Origin of the sequence: Bradyrhizobium sp. 195, assembly GCF_023101665.1 — a bacterium.
Taxonomy (GTDB): domain Bacteria; phylum Pseudomonadota; class Alphaproteobacteria; order Rhizobiales; family Xanthobacteraceae; genus Bradyrhizobium.
This window is the reverse complement of the sequence record NZ_CP082161.1, coordinates 1,148,664-1,162,599: the sequence shown is the minus strand read 5'-3', so window position 1 is coordinate 1,162,599 and position 13,936 is coordinate 1,148,664. Positions and strand designations below refer to the sequence as shown.

14 protein-coding genes and 1 pseudogene are annotated in these 13,936 nt (G+C 63.2%); 1 reads left to right on the top strand and 14 read right to left on the bottom strand.

The features are described 5' to 3' along the window. Nucleotides 1-188: 188 nt before the first annotated feature. The 7 genes and pseudogenes from IVB26_RS05430 to nifH all read right to left on the bottom strand — a co-directional run. Nucleotides 189-1,184, bottom strand: coding sequence for a polyprenyl synthetase family protein (locus IVB26_RS05430; protein WP_247973070.1), 996 nt, complete (start codon nt 1,182-1,184; stop codon nt 189-191). Between the two features lie 149 nt (nt 1,185-1,333). After that, nucleotides 1,334-2,677, bottom strand: coding sequence for a cytochrome P450 (locus IVB26_RS05425; protein ID WP_247970896.1), 1,344 nt, complete (start codon nt 2,675-2,677; stop codon nt 1,334-1,336). Beyond that, the gene (locus IVB26_RS05420) at nt 2,677-3,522 is read right to left on the bottom strand and encodes an SDR family oxidoreductase (RefSeq protein WP_247970895.1); all 846 of its coding nucleotides are present in this window, start codon (nt 3,520-3,522) and stop codon (nt 2,677-2,679) included. Before IVB26_RS05420 ends, IVB26_RS05425 begins: the two co-directional genes overlap by 1 nt. Beyond that, complete coding sequence (locus IVB26_RS05415) at nt 3,509-3,799, bottom strand: ferredoxin (RefSeq protein ID WP_247970894.1); 291 nt, start codon at nt 3,797-3,799, stop codon at nt 3,509-3,511. The genes IVB26_RS05420 and IVB26_RS05415 overlap by 14 nt, the downstream gene beginning before the upstream one ends. 1 nt (nt 3,800) lies before the next feature. Next, the gene (locus IVB26_RS05410; RefSeq protein ID WP_247970893.1) at nt 3,801-5,090 is read right to left on the bottom strand and encodes a cytochrome P450; all 1,290 of its coding nucleotides are present in this window, start codon (nt 5,088-5,090) and stop codon (nt 3,801-3,803) included. 94 nt (nt 5,091-5,184) lie between these two features. Then, nucleotides 5,185-6,387 carry a cytochrome P450 gene (locus IVB26_RS05405; RefSeq protein WP_247970892.1) on the bottom strand — a complete coding sequence of 401 codons (1,203 nt, stop codon included), beginning with the start codon at nt 6,385-6,387 and terminating at the stop codon, nt 5,185-5,187. 153 nt (nt 6,388-6,540) lie between these two features. After that, nucleotides 6,541-6,733 (bottom strand): annotated as a pseudogene (gene nifH / locus IVB26_RS05400) (nitrogenase reductase); the annotation flags it as partial. Nucleotides 6,734-7,076: 343 nt separating this feature from the next. On the opposite strand from nifH, the gene IVB26_RS43320 reads away from it, so the two are divergent. Next, nucleotides 7,077-7,475 (top strand): hypothetical protein, encoded by a 399-nt coding sequence (locus tag IVB26_RS43320; protein WP_458309316.1) that lies wholly within the window; start codon nt 7,077-7,079, stop codon nt 7,473-7,475. 316 nt (nt 7,476-7,791) lie between these two features. Here the strand turns inward: IVB26_RS43320 and fdxB are convergent, their stop codons facing one another. The 7 genes from fdxB to nifK form a co-directional block, all read right to left on the bottom strand. Then, nucleotides 7,792-8,076: a ferredoxin III, nif-specific gene (fdxB, locus tag IVB26_RS05390; RefSeq protein ID WP_247279041.1), complete on the bottom strand. Its 285-nt coding sequence runs from the start codon at nt 8,074-8,076 to the stop codon at nt 7,792-7,794. A 13-nt stretch (nt 8,077-8,089) separates the two neighbouring features. After that, the gene (locus IVB26_RS05385) at nt 8,090-8,290 is read right to left on the bottom strand and encodes a CCE_0567 family metalloprotein (protein WP_247437403.1); all 201 of its coding nucleotides are present in this window, start codon (nt 8,288-8,290) and stop codon (nt 8,090-8,092) included. 7 nt (nt 8,291-8,297) lie between these two features. Continuing rightward, entirely contained in the window at nt 8,298-8,768 is a 471-nt protein-coding gene (locus tag IVB26_RS05380) for a NifX-associated nitrogen fixation protein (RefSeq protein WP_247970891.1), read from the bottom strand. 10 nt (nt 8,769-8,778) lie between these two features. Further along, nucleotides 8,779-9,174, bottom strand: coding sequence for a nitrogen fixation protein NifX (gene nifX, locus IVB26_RS05375; protein ID WP_247970890.1), 396 nt, complete (start codon nt 9,172-9,174; stop codon nt 8,779-8,781). Nucleotides 9,175-9,196: 22 nt separating this feature from the next. Beyond that, nucleotides 9,197-10,579, bottom strand: coding sequence for a nitrogenase iron-molybdenum cofactor biosynthesis protein NifN (nifN, locus tag IVB26_RS05370; RefSeq protein ID WP_247970889.1), 1,383 nt, complete (start codon nt 10,577-10,579; stop codon nt 9,197-9,199). A 9-nt stretch (nt 10,580-10,588) separates the two neighbouring features. Further along, nucleotides 10,589-12,232 carry a nitrogenase iron-molybdenum cofactor biosynthesis protein NifE gene (gene nifE, locus IVB26_RS05365; RefSeq protein ID WP_247973069.1) on the bottom strand — a complete coding sequence of 548 codons (1,644 nt, stop codon included), beginning with the start codon at nt 12,230-12,232 and terminating at the stop codon, nt 10,589-10,591. 119 nt (nt 12,233-12,351) lie between these two features. Further along, entirely contained in the window at nt 12,352-13,911 is a 1,560-nt protein-coding gene (gene nifK / locus IVB26_RS05360; RefSeq protein ID WP_247973068.1) for a nitrogenase molybdenum-iron protein subunit beta, read from the bottom strand. Nucleotides 13,912-13,936 lie beyond the last annotated feature (25 nt).

Here is a 13,936-nt window from a genome sequence, read left to right as displayed (position 1 = left end):
CCCTGCTCCGGCGCGGTGACGCGCCGATGCTGGCGCCGGTCCGCCGCATAGGCTTGCGCGCAGCGCGCCGCGGCCGTGCTGGGCAACCGCTGCGATCGGCGCCGCGGACTCGGACACAGTGCAGCATGCACCGCTGCCGCCGGCCGATCGCAGCGGCACAGGGGGCGCCTCCATGCGGACGGGCGCGCTCATGCGAATGGCGCGTGCTTGAACAGATACGCGTTGGCCCGCTGCAGCATCTGCGCCAACCGTTCCGCACGCGGCCCCAGCGGGGCGATGGCCTCCCCGGCGTCGCGCAACAAATCCAGCGCGAACTGGCGCGCTGCCTGCAGCCCCATGATCGACGCGCAGGTCGGCTTCTGCGCCGCCGCGTCCTTGCCGGGGGTCTTGCCCAGCGTCGCGGTATCAGCTGTCGCGTCGAGAATGTCGTCGACCACCTGCAACGCCAGGCCGAAACAGGCGGTGTAGCGATCGAGCGCACAGTACAGCGCAGCCTGCGCGGCATCCTCCGCGATGGCGCATAGCGCGCCCATGCGAACGGACGCGCGCACTAGCGCTCCGCTCTTCATCCGGTGCATCGCCACGATCCTGTCCAGCTCGACGTGCTTTCCGACCAGCGACAGATCCATGGCCTGGCCGCCTGCGGCACCCTCGGCGGACACCGCCTGCGCCAGTTCGCGCACGAGCGCGATACGGTTGTCGCTCGGCACATCCAGGCTCGCCAGGGTCAGGAAGGCGTGCGCCTGCAGCGCATCACCGACCAGTATCGCAGTGGCTTCGCCGAACTTGACGTGCACGGTCGGAAGGCCGCGGCGAAGCACGTCGTCGTCCATCGCGGGCAGGTCGTCGTGGACCAGGGTACAGGCATGCATCATCTCGATGGCGGCGCCGACGTCGTCGAGCATGTGCGCCGGCGTGTCGGCCAGTGCGCCGGCAGCCAGACAGAGCAAGGCGCGGGTGCGCTTCCCGCCATTCAAGGTGGCGTAGCGCATTGCCGCCATCAGCTCGGTCTCACCGTCGTCTTCGGCGCGGAGAAGACGCGCCAGCGCCTGTTCGACCCGCTTTGCGCCGTCCTGCATCCAGATCTCCGGCAGCAGCCTGCCGGATGCGCCGCGCACCTGGGCGCCCAATCCGCCGAGCGCGGAAACGCCAGTTCGGTCGTTGTGCGTGGAACCGGTCTGCATGTTGTTCATGTCCTTGTACCTGACACGGCCACGGCGAGCGCCGAGCCGCCGCCGCGGTGTTGCCGGCGGCGCACCGAGCGCGCGCCGAGTGCAGCAATGCCGCGCGTCACCGGCGCCGCTGCCTCGCCACACGGGACACGCGAGCCAGCTCATGAGAATCCGATGCGGATTGTCATGGACGGATGTGCGGTCGGGTAATAGCGCCGGCCTTTTTCGACGCCGCTCAGCAACCGCGGCCGCACCCCGGCCTTGTGCATGGTCAGCGCCAAGGCGATGCAGAACTGCACCAGTTCCAGCCATACCAAGTGGTAGCCGATGCAGACGTGTGGGCCGGTACCGAACTGCAGCATGTCCACCGGCCGGATCGGCTCCGTGCGTTGCAGCCACCGCGCCAGGCGGAACTGATCAGGCGCTTCGTGCAGCAGCGCCGAGGTCGAGAAATGCAGCAGCGGAATGCACAGATGGGTGCCCGCGGGAATGCGCCGTTGGCCGAGTTGCAATTCCTGCAGCGCGCGACGCGGCAGGAGCGTGGTCGCCGGATGCACGCGCAGCGTCTCGCGGAACAGCGCCTCGGCGACCGGACACTGCGCAAGGTCCGCGTGCCGGGTCGGCACCGCGCCCACGCGTTGCGCCTCCTCGACCAGGGCGTCCCACAGCACAGGCTGCCGCGCCAGCTCGATCACCATCCACGCCATCGTCGAGGCAGTGGTGTCGTGACCGGCAAGCAGCAGCAAGCGGATATTGGCGACCAGCACGTCATCGGAGAGCGCATCGTCGCTGCGATCGAAGGCGCTCACCATGTCGCTGATCAACCCGGTGCGCGCGGCATGCGCGCGCGCGTCGCGGACGAACTGGCGCAACTGCGCGTCGATCCAGTCGCGGGCGGCGCGACCGCGCCGCAAGGGCAGTCCGGGCAGGTCGACCGGGGGCGCGACGATCAACTGCAGCAGTTGCCGGTACTTGCGATGCCATCCCGGCAGGTCCTGCGCGGGTATTCCCATGAGGCTGAAGATGAGCTTGAGCATCAGGTCGCCGGTTTCGCGCAGGATGGTTACGTCGCCGCCGTCGCGCCACGCCTGCACCCGCGCCCGGATGACGGGCGCGAACAGGTCGCCGATGCCGGCCTGGGTAAGTCCCTTGGGCAGGAACGCCGCCTTGATCGCATCGCGCGCCTGCCGGTGCGCGCCGCCGTCCTGGGCAACCAACGTTCCACCAAGCAATTCGGGCGCGATCTCTTCGATCAGCGCCGAGGACACGTCCTTGTGCCGGAGCAGTGCGAGCGCATCCGGATCCACGCAGGTCATCAGGTGTCCGGCAGGGCCGAAATCCAGCCAGAAGTGGCTGCCCAGCGTCCGTTCCGCGCGCCGCAGCAGGCGCGGCAGGTCGCAGACGATGGCGGGAAGATGCCCGACCAGGGGAAAAGCGCCGGGCACGACCGGGATGTCGTGCCGCAGCCGGTGCCGACGGTCCAGCGGGTTGAGCAGCATGTCCATCAGCGGCGCGGCGCCACGGCCGCTTCGGCGGTCTCGCCGGCAGGCCGCGCGGCGCGGCTGTTGCCACCATCGGCGTACGTCGGCACATGCGCCAGCATGCCGCCGTCGATGCACACGACCTGGCCGGTGATGAAGGCAGCATCGTCGGAGAGCAGGAATCCCACCAGCGCGGCCACGTCCTCGGGGCGGCCGACGCGCGGCAGGAGCTGGTGCCGGCGCAGATGCCGTTGCATGCACTCGTCCAGCTTGGCGAGGAGACGCTCGGTCATGACGAGACCCGGCGCAACCGCGTTGCAGCGGATCTGCGCATGACCGTACTGGGTGGCGAGCGAGGCCGACAACATGTTCATCGCCGCCTTCGACGCGGCGTAGGACGTCTGCGCGGTGTCACCGCTGAGCCCCTGGCACGACGACATGTTGACGATCGCGCCACCGCCGCGGGCGATCATCCGTGGGATGGCCTGCCGGCAGCAGAGCAGCGTGCCGCGCAGATTGGTCGCCATGGTCTGATCCCAGACCGCCAAGTCCAGGTCGAGGATCGCGCGGTCGCGCGCGTTCAGATGCATGGCGCTCGCGTTGTTCACCAGCAGGTCGACCCCACCGAAGTGCCGCTCCGCCGTCTCGAACAGCGCTGCCACCGCCTGCGCATCGGCGATATCCATGGCCAGGGCCAGCGCGTGGCCCGCTTCGGCCGCGATCTGCGCGGTGCAGGCGATGGCCGCCGAGCCATCAATGTCGGCCACCACCACTCTGCCGCCCTCGCGTGCGATGGCGAGGGCGCATGCCTTGCCGATGCCGGCGCCGGCGCCGGTCACTACGGCCACCTTGCCTTCAAACCGTGCCATCCCTTCCTCCTGGATTGCGTTGCTCGGCCTCCGCCGGAGCAGGCGCAGGGTCGGCGCTGGCGCGCTCGTCATCGCCAGCGTCGCTTTCGATGACCCGAATGGCGGCGACCGGACACTGGCTTGCCGCGAGCCGCACGGCGGCGTGCAGCGCCTGCGGGACCGTCGCCACGCACACTTCGGCCACGCCGTCCGGTTCGCTCTGGCGAAAGGTGCCCGGCAGCGTCAGCACGCACTGCCCGGTGGTTCCGCACAGATCCTGGTCGACCACGACGCGCATCTCAACCCTCCTGCGCATGCAGCCGTACCGGCAGCGCGCGGAACGTCCTAAGGAACGCGGAGGGCTCCCGGGTCGGCTGCTCGGCCAATGCCAGCGTGGGGAAGCGCGCCTGGATCCGCGGCAGGCTCTCGGCCAACTGCACCCGGGCCAGTTGCGCACCGAGGCAGAAGTGGATGCCGTGGCCGAAGCTCAGCATGATCTTCCCGTCGGTCGACATGCCAGGACTGGTGCCGTAGAACCGCGCGGGATCGAAGCGGTCGGGATCGGCGAAGGCGTCCGGGTCGCGATTGCCGGCCGCGATCAGCACGCGCACGTCCGCGTTCTTCGGGATCACCACGCCGCCCAGTTCGATGTCGCGCTGGGCGATACGCGGAATGGAGCTGAACATGGCGGGCGCGTCGCAGCGCAGGACTTCTTCGACGAATGCCTCCACCTCCACGGCGTGTCCCTGCAGCCAGTGCCGCTGTTCGGGATACGCCAGCATCGCCACGACCGCATGGTCGATGGTCGCAGCAGTGGTTGCGAAGCCGCCCAGCAGCATGCCCCACAACATGCTGATCAACTCCGCATCCGACAGCGTGTCGGCATCGTCGTCGTGTGCGCCGACCAGCATCGACACGATATCGTGGCGGTGATCGGTGCGCTTGCGCTGTATGAGGCCGCCGAAGTAGGCCTGCACCCTGGCGCTGGCCGCGTCCGCCGCGGCGAGCTGGGAATCGCTGGCGTGCGGGCTCAGGCCTTCCAGAATGGCGTCGATGCCGGCGGCGAGCCCGAACATGTCGTCCTGGGGCATGCCGAACAGTTCGGCGAAGACCAGCATGGGCAAGGCCAGCGCGAATCCCCGATGCAGGTCCACCGCCTCCCCGCGCTCCAGCGCGGGCGCCATGCCGTCCAGGCGCGCTGCGACGATGCGCGCGATGCTCGGCCGCAGGTTGTCGATCTGGCGCATGGTGAAATCGCGCGAGATCAGCCGGCGCAGACGCGTATGCGTCGGTGGTTCCTTCATCGCTAGCGTGGACGCCAGCAGATTGAGTGACAGGCTAGTCGCCGCACGCGGGAAATAGCGCGCCAGTTCGCCCGGCGCCGGTCCCCGAAACGCATCGCCCGTGGCCTTGAGCGCCCAGTAGATGTCGGCGTGGCGGCTCAACAGAAAGAGGCCCGACGCCGCGCGATGCACCGGATCGTGCTCGCGCAACCACCGCATGAACGGATACGGGTCGTGGATGCACGCTGGCGACGCCAGTTCGGCGAAGGCGTCCCGGCAAGCTGCCGTGGTTTCTTGCACGTCCATCTTGGTTACCTGTTGGCTGGCTGATCTGACCGGCGCGCGCCAAGCGCGCCGCCAAATTGCGGAGAAGATCGCAATTCCCGGCGGCGTCCGCGCATCACCAGAGCACCGGAAACTCCTCGAACCCGCCAGTGATGATCTCCTTGCGCAACTTCAGTTCTTCGGCCGCCACGGCCAGGCGCAGCGCGGGAAAGCGCTGGAAGATCGAACCGAACACCACCTTGAGTTCTAGCCTGGCCAGCGCCACGCCGATGCAGGAGTGCGGCCCGTAGGAGAACGCCAGGTGCGGATTTTCGTCGCGTCCGATGTCGAAGATTTCCGGGTCGTCGAAATGGCGCGGATCGAACGACGTCGCCGGCAGGCCGACCAGCACCTTGCTCTCCGCGGGAATATGCACCCCCGCGATGGTCACGTCGGTCCTCGGATAGCGCATGATGCCGTCCCAGCCCGCGCCCGGCGGGTACATGCGCAGGATTTCCTCCACCGCCTTGTCCGCCAGGGATGGATCGCCGACCAGGCGTTCGCGCTGTTGCGGATGGCGGAACATGCCCAGCAGGCCGAATTCGATCTGCGCGACGGTGCTCTCGTGCCCCGCCACCAGCATGCCCGCCGCCAGGCCGATCGCCTCTTCCTCGGTCGCCTTGCCCTGGTCGACCGCCGCGAGCAGATCCGTCAGCAGGTTGTCGCCCGGATCCTGGCGCTTGTCCCGCATCTTGCCGCGAATGTAGGCGCGCAGTTCTTCCCAGGCCAGGCGCGATGCGCTGCGCGGGCCGCTTTCATGCTGGTGCGTCATCACCTCGTCGGACAGCCCGGCGAAAAAGGCGTGATCCTCATAGAGCACGCCCATTAGCGCACTGATGACCATGGCCGGAAGCGGAAAGGAGAGGTGGCGCCGCAGGTCGGCGGGCTGGGGCTGGGCCGCCAGCGTCTCGAACAACTGCGCGGCGATCGCCTCGACCTGCTGCGCGAGCAGGTTCATCCTGCGGTTGCTGAAGGCCGGCGCCACGATCGTGCGTAACCGGGCATGCTCGCCCCCCTCGTGCGAGACCAGCCACCCCGGCGAACCGAGAATCACCGAATCCGGGGTGAATGCCGCCGGCGGCATTCCCGCGGGCCGGAACCCCGCGTCGGACAGCGCCGCCTTGGCCTCGTCGTAGCCTGTCACCCACCAGCCTTCGTGCCCGGACGGGAAGCGCACGCGGTGGATCGGACCGTTGGCGCGTAGCGCCAACATCTCGGGCGAGGGCTCGATGTGATCGACGCGCCACATCGGCAGCATCGGTAAGGGTTGTTCGGACATGGTGGCACTTCACTCTCTAAGCGATGGAAGGGCGAAGGTGACCGGCAGGCGCTGCGGGCAGCGAATGACGTAAGACGGCATGTAGACGACGTCCTCCGCGGCGTAGCCCGACTCGATTATCAAGTTCGGTCAACGTGTAACTGTCTAGGCATACCGCGCGGCGAGATGCAGAACTTTATCCTGCGCCTTCGAGTTCAGGATAAGACGAGTGTGGTGGGCCTTTGAGTCGCAGCCGACCATCAAGATTTCCTGCGCAAGGGTCGACAAGGGCGGCGAGCCTGTTTGGTAGGGGCGATTTCGCCGAGGCCCCCTTCCCATAGAATGCTATCTGATGCGGATTTGACATTTTGCTTTTCTTTCTTCGTTCCATCGATCGCGGTGTCATCCACGAAATGAAGCTCGGTCGGCGGCTCCCGGCTCGCAACGAAGGAGTTTCAAAACTCGTGCCAATTTGGCCGACCCAGCAGAAGAAAAAGATTGTGATTGCTTTTCAGCGGATTAGCCTGAGGCCAGACAAGAGCTCGGCGAAATAGGCCGGTGTCGCGGACCAACAAAGGCGACAGAACAGTGTCGGATAGTCGTCAGACGCCAGACCGGCGACACCTTCTTTATCAGTTCTCCTGAATGACGATTCCAGTTGCTTAAATATATCCGGCCTCTCGCAAGTGGACTGCTGTTGCAGCCAGGCCATGATGAGATCCGCGCACACCGTACCCAATAATTGGTTGGGGCACGAAGCCCGCTTTTTTGCACAGGGCTTACGGTATGCTGATCCACTGTTTCGTCATCACTATTCGCGAGCCTTGCAATCGAGCCAGAAGCGTCAGGTAAACGCGGGATCTCTGCGTTCGTCGCCAGAACAGCATCTGTTCGAAGCGCTAACAAAGACAGTGCTCCAGATCGACTTCACGTTGGTCGTCATGAACGGGATGCTAGCATTCTTGCGCTTCGCGGGAGCGCTCCACGTCGATCTCGCAACATTGGTAAGCCGCGCCGTACCCGTAATCGAGCTTGCCACCTTCGCCACGATCACGTCGACGTTTATCGTTGGCTTTCTATTCTGGCAGGCCGCTGGTCTCCTTGGTTAGTCGCTGCCGCTGTCCTGGGCGCTGGTGTTTGGCGCTCTCATCAGCCTGACCGATCCGGTGGCGGTCATGGGTACGCTCAAAATGTAAAGGCACCTGAAAGTCTCGAGGTCGAGATGCAGGGCGAGTCACTCTTCAACGACGGTGTCGGCATTGTCGTTTTCACGATCCTGCTGGCCTTCGCCGCCGGGCGCCCATGCGAGGTCGCGGCCGATTCGGCAACTGTCGGCTTCACGCCAGTAGAACAGGTCGGATCTAGGCGTTCCCTACCAGCTTGTATCTGACAACTGACTCGTCGATCTCGTCGGAGAAAGCTAAGTCAACCAGGTGGTGTGTGGGTCTGACAGTTTGTTGGGCACACCCGGGCGCAGGCGCTGCAGCCGATGCAAGCGCCTTCGTCCTTCAGCACCATGACCTTCTTTTCGAGCTCATCGTCGTCCTCGTCGAGATCGATGATCTCGCCACCCTCGCTTAGCCCCTTCAGCGTCATGACCTCACGGCCGCAGATCTTGTAGCAGCGGCCGCAGCCGATGCACTTCTTGGGATCGATAGCAACCAGGTAGTCCGGCCTCCAATTGCGACCGTCGCGGGTCCTGAATGACATGGCTAACCGTCCGTTATGTTTTGTCCAGCGCCTGGAGATATTGGCGTTTGCTTTCGAGCTCGCTGAAGGCAGCGTGGGCCTTCTGGGCCACGCTCAGGATCGACGACCAGTTGACCGGCAGCTCCTCGGAGAGGTCGTGGAGGTCCATCTTGGCCTGGGTCGCCTTGGCCGACAGCTTCTTTATTTCCGCTTTCAGAATTTCGATATCGCTCACACTTGCCTCAATAACTCGCCACTTCCGGGAACTTACGAATCATCTCAACGCCACTTTTGACGAATTTGTCGCCTTGATTGGCGAGATCAGAGAGATGGTCGAAACCAAAGCGATGCACGTCGCGCAGCTGCTTGCTCACGACAACGAGCCTGCCGCCGATCAGCACGATCCGACCGAAGCCTTCGTGATGCATCTTCAGCATCGGCGAGATCATCACACCGGTCGCCTTCTCGATCGAGAGCGCAACGGCGTCGAAGAACAGCTCCAGCCGCCATGTCGTGTCCGGGTCGGGATTGCCGACGATCGGCAGCGCACGGCGCTTGCGCTTGTCGAGAACGTAGGGTTGGAGCAGCTCGAGATCCTTTTTGCCCTCCCAGGCGCCGTGGGTGTCCTGGGCGCGCCAGATCTTGATGAGCTCTTTCAGAAATGGCCCCTCCGCCGCGGCGGCGGCTGGAGTGACTTCAGGCGGATCGGCCATCTTTGTTCCTTCAGGCTTCGAAATCCACCGTACGTTCCCGGCTTTTGGTGAGCAGCTTCCGTAGCCAGGGCGGCGGCGCCCCCTTCAGCACGGTTTCGAGTTTTACGCAAAGATCGTGGATGGGCTCTGGCTGCAGCACCTTCATCGGATGGATGTTCCTGGCGACGACTCGCGCAGCACCCGAGCCGCCAATCGCCGCAACATAGAGGATTGCGCACTCCCTGATCGCCTCGATCTTCGGCGCGAGCTTATCCTCATTGCCGTCTTCGGTGAGGTCACCGTCGAACTGGATCGCCTCAATAAACCGATGCCCGTCCGGGCCGACCTCGTAGATCGCGATGTTCTTGGCCCAGCCGAAGTGGGCATCGACGTGCTTCAAGTCCTGAGTGGCGAATGCAACTTTCATCCGGGTTGTTTTCTCTCCCTGCTCAATGCAACTGGGGCGGATGGGCCTGCGGGCCGCCGCAGGTTGATCGCCAGGTGTCGGGCGTCGGCCCATGGTTGGCTTCGCGGTCGGTGATGATCAGATTGGCAATGTCAAAGATCAGATCGCGCGTGCCGCGATAGCCAGCGATCGTGAGGTGCGCAGCGCCAACGCGATCGAACATCGGAAAGCCTACCCGGAAGAACGGGACATTGAGTCGCGAAGCGGCCTGGCGACCATGTGAATGCGACATCAAGAGGTCGCAGTCACGCGACTTGGCAAGCTCTTCAAGATCCTCCAGATCGCCGATCAGGACGTCCTCGGTCCTGACCCGCTGGAGCACCGGTGAGTTCGTCGTCGTCACCGCAGCACTTACCTGTGCGCCCATCTCGTGGAGCAAGCTGGAGAGATCGAATAATAAGTCCGGCTCGGCGCCGATCGCGAGCTTGCGGCCGCCGATATGGAAATGTGCATCCAGCATGGCATCTGCCAGCTGTCCACGCTGCCGGCGATATTTCCAGGGCACCGACCGGCCGCTGATCTGGCTCAGGAAGGCGATGAATTCGTCATTTGGGATAAGGCCACAGAGCCGCTCGAACAGACGGAACGGCGTGCCTGTCCGCACCTGCATGGCCTCGGCCGCACGGCGCATTTGCGCGCCGATCGCGATCGTCCAGGCCACCTGCCCCATGGTCGCAATCTCGTCCACTCCAATGCCCCCGATCGTGGTGGGCGTGAATTCGTCGGGGATGTGACCGTCCAGCGAACCGGCAACGTCCGGCAGGAACGAGGGCTTGAGCCCAAAATCCTCAAAAATCGTGCGAAGCTCGTCGAGATCGCCGGGCGTGAGGTGACAACCAGGTAGCACGTTGACGCGGGAGATATCGCGCGGTCTCGCTGTGTCGACGGGAGCCACAAGCACCTCGATCATCCGCGCCACTGTCTTGCCCCAGCCATCCTGAAAGGCATCCTTAAAATCCGGGGTCGAGACGTAGACAAGGGGGAGCTTTTCGAGCTTCGGATGCTTCTGTCGGATCAACCGGATGAAGGCTTCGACGTCATCGCCGTTGGTCTCGGTGACGCCAGTCGAATTGATGCCAATGATCTCGGGCCCGACGCGATTGTAGATGTTGAGGATCGCCTGTTCGAGATTCTCGTGGCCACCGAGCACGGTGGCAACCTCGCTCATGGCGGTCGTCTGCATCGGCACGGCTTCATTGAAATGGCGCACTAACAGCGTCAGCCCGAAGGAGGTGCAACCTTGCGGGCCGTGCAAAAGCGGCATCGCGCCGCGCAGGCCCAGGAAGGCAAATGAGCCGCCGATCGGCTGGCTCATTTTGAGCGGATTGACCGAACAGGCTTTCTTCGAGGTAGTGACGATCGCCATGTCGTTCCCCTACTCCGCCGCCTGCAGCGCCGGAGGCTGCAGATCGGAACGAACGTCTTTACAAGCAACGCACCGTGCGGTGGAATTGGTGCACGGCTTGGCGGGCTTGGCGAGGTTGGGGCCATGCGCCGCAATCGCGCTCTCGCCACCGCTGGCCTCACTTTCATTGGAGAGACTTATCGTATTGACGCCGTTCTTGCTCGCGTCTCGAACTGGATCAGCGGCTTGCGCATACATCTGCGCAACTGTCCTTGCCTGACGATTTCGGTCGAACTCATCCCATGGCGCGGCTTGGCGGAGCTGATCCCATATCGGATTGTAGAGCGCTTTCTCGATCTCCTCCATGAGCTTGACAATCCCGATATAGCCCATATAGGCGTGGCAGCGCTCCTGGTTGATATCGAGCCACGGCGTCGCCGCCTTTAGTGCGACGAATTGCGACTTGCCGCCGGAGAGCATGATGTCGGCTTTTGCGTCCTTTAGCATCTTGTAGATCTCGCGAGGCGACATGTCCTCGATCATGTGGGCGTGCTGGCCCATTAACTCCTTGATACGTTCCTTGTCCTTCTTGGTCGATTTCTTCACGGACGTGCCGACGATCTCGAGCCCGGCCTCTTGCAAAGCGGCCACCATCGACCAGGATTTCACGCCACCGGTGATGAGAACAACCCTCTTGGCGGCAAAGCGTGGCTTGAAACGTTCAATCGCAGCCCAGGCTTTGGTCTCTTCGCGTGCGATCAGGGCTTGCGTGCGTTCCATCAGCTCAGTCGGCGCGCCGCGTTCGATCAGCATGCGCGCGATCTGGCGTAGTGAATCGCTGGAATCCTCAATACCGTAGAACGAGCCTTCAAAAAACGGGATGCCGTAGCGCTGCCTCATCTTGCGTGCGACGTTGATCATTGCCTTTGAGCAGACCATCATCGCGGCTTTGGCTCGGTGCGAATAAGCCACCTCGCGATACTTGCCGTCCCCCGAGATGCACGACAGGATCCGGATTCCGAGCTCATCGAGCAGCGGCTTGACCTGCCAGAGCTCGCCCGACAGGTTGTATTCGCCGATGATGTTGATGTCATAGGCCGTGGTGTAATCGGGCTCTGCGGTACCAATGACGTGCTCCAGCAGCGCTTCGCCTGCGAGCTTGTTGCCAAGGTTCTTCGACCCCACAAATCCCGGTGCATTGATGGGAATGACCGGTTTGCCAAATTTGGCGGAGGCCGCTTTGCAGACCGCATCGATGTCGTCACCGATCATTGCGGGCACGCATGTCTGGTAGACGAAGATGGCCTGCGGGTCGTATTTCTCTGTGATCTCCTTGACTGCCCTGTACAGCCGCTTCTCGCCGCCGAACACGATGTCGGTCTCGCTCATGTCCGTGGTGAAGCTTCTGCGCCACAGATCGGAGCCGGAGGAGGCGGAACCGCGATTGTCCCAAGAATTGCCCTCACAGGCGATTGGACCATGCACAAGATGGGCGACGTCGGTGAAGGGCTGCAGTGCGACTTTGGCGCCATCGAAGGCACACCCACCGGCGACGCCGCCCGGCTTCAGCTGCTTGGTGCATCCATTCTTGCGCTCGACGTTCGACTTGCTCGCGTTCCTGGCGCAGCCCGGTTCGTTAAAGACGTCCTGTATGGTCGTGGGAAGCGAAGTCATGGTGTCACTTTCGGGGATGTCAAGACATCCGCACAGACCAAGAGGATGGACCGGCGGATAACCTGTGATCCCCGCCACAGCGCCGCTGTTCCTGCGGACGATGAGGCGGGGCACTCGCCTTAGCGTATGATGTCGAAGCTGTAGTCTGTCTTGCCAATCGAGCTGGTTTTTCTATCGATCTCATCAAAGATCTTGTCGAGAATCTTGACCAGCACATTCATGCTACCCTGATAGCCCCACACTGGATAACGATGGTGATGATGGCGATCGAAGATGGGAAACCCGATGCGGATTAGCGGCGTTCCAGTGTCACGCTCGAGATACTTGCCGTAGGTGTTACCGATCAGGAAATCGACTGGTTCTGTGAACAGGAGCGAACGCATGTGCCAGAGATCCTTGCCCGGGAAGGCGCGGCAGTTTTTACCGAACGGCGAGCTCGCGAACAGCGCCTGCATCTTCTGCTCCCAGGCCTTACTCCCGTTGGTCGAGAGCACGTGCGTCGGTTCAGCGCCAAGCTCCAGCAAGAATGCGGCCAGGCCATAGCAGAGGTCGGGATCGCCGTAGATCGCGAACTTCTTGCCGTGAACATGCGCGCTAGAATCAGCCATTGCGTCTACCAGACGCCCGCGCTCCCGCTCCAGCGCATTTGGAATTGCCTTGTTGGTGATACGCGACAGCGTCATCAGGAAATCGTCCGTGGCGCTGACACCCAGCGGGTGATTGAAGGCGACGACCTCCTGGTCGTGCCCCTTGATGAAGGGCAACGTCTTCTCCGTACAGTATTGCTGCATGGAAATGGTTGCCTTCGCATGGACTGCGTTGGCGGCATCCTTTAGTGTGGTGCCGCCATCATACATGCGGAACTCGCCGTCGGTGGGGGTATCGAACACATCACTGTTATCCGCGAGGATCGTGTAGCCGATCCCCATCAGCTCGAAGATGCGCTTTATCTCACGGGTGTTTCCGACAGTGTAGCCGTCGAAGCCACCGATGAAGTTGATCCAGTTGTTCGCTTTGCGCTGGAGTTTTGGCGCCGTGCCGGCTTTGCCATCCCAGAAATGCTCGAGGATGCCCTTGAGCGTGTTGTCGTAGCCCGTAATGTGGCTACCGACGAATGCAGGAGTGTGAGCGAATGGTACGTCGTAGTCCGCGGGGACTGAACCTTTTTCCTTTGATGTTTTGATGAAGGCGTTGAGGTCGTCGCCAATGACTTCCGCCATGCAGGTCGTGGCGACCGCGATCATCTTCGGCTTGTACATGTTGTAGCTGTTGGCAAGCCCGTCGGTCAGGTTGTTGAGCCCCCCGAACACAGCCGCGTCTTCCGTCATGGACGAGGAGACGCACGAGGTCGGCTCCTTGAAGTGCCGCGACAAATGGCTGCGATAATACGCGACGCAGCCCTGGGAGCCGTGGACGAACGGCAGTGTGCGCTCGAACCCGAGCGCGGCGAACACCGCACCTAGCGGCTGGCAAGCCTTCGCCGGATTAACGGTTAGCGCCTCGCGGGCGAAGTTCTTCTCGCGGTATTCGGGCGTCTTGGACCATTCTCCGACACGGTCGACTTCGGCGGGATCGTGCGGATTCTCAAATAGCGCCTTCTTATTGGCCAGCATCTGCTGGTATTCGTCTCCCCGGAAAAGCTCAGAGTGGTCGAGTATGTGTTCGGCGTTCTGTGTCATCATGGCACTCTTCAGGTTCTTGTGT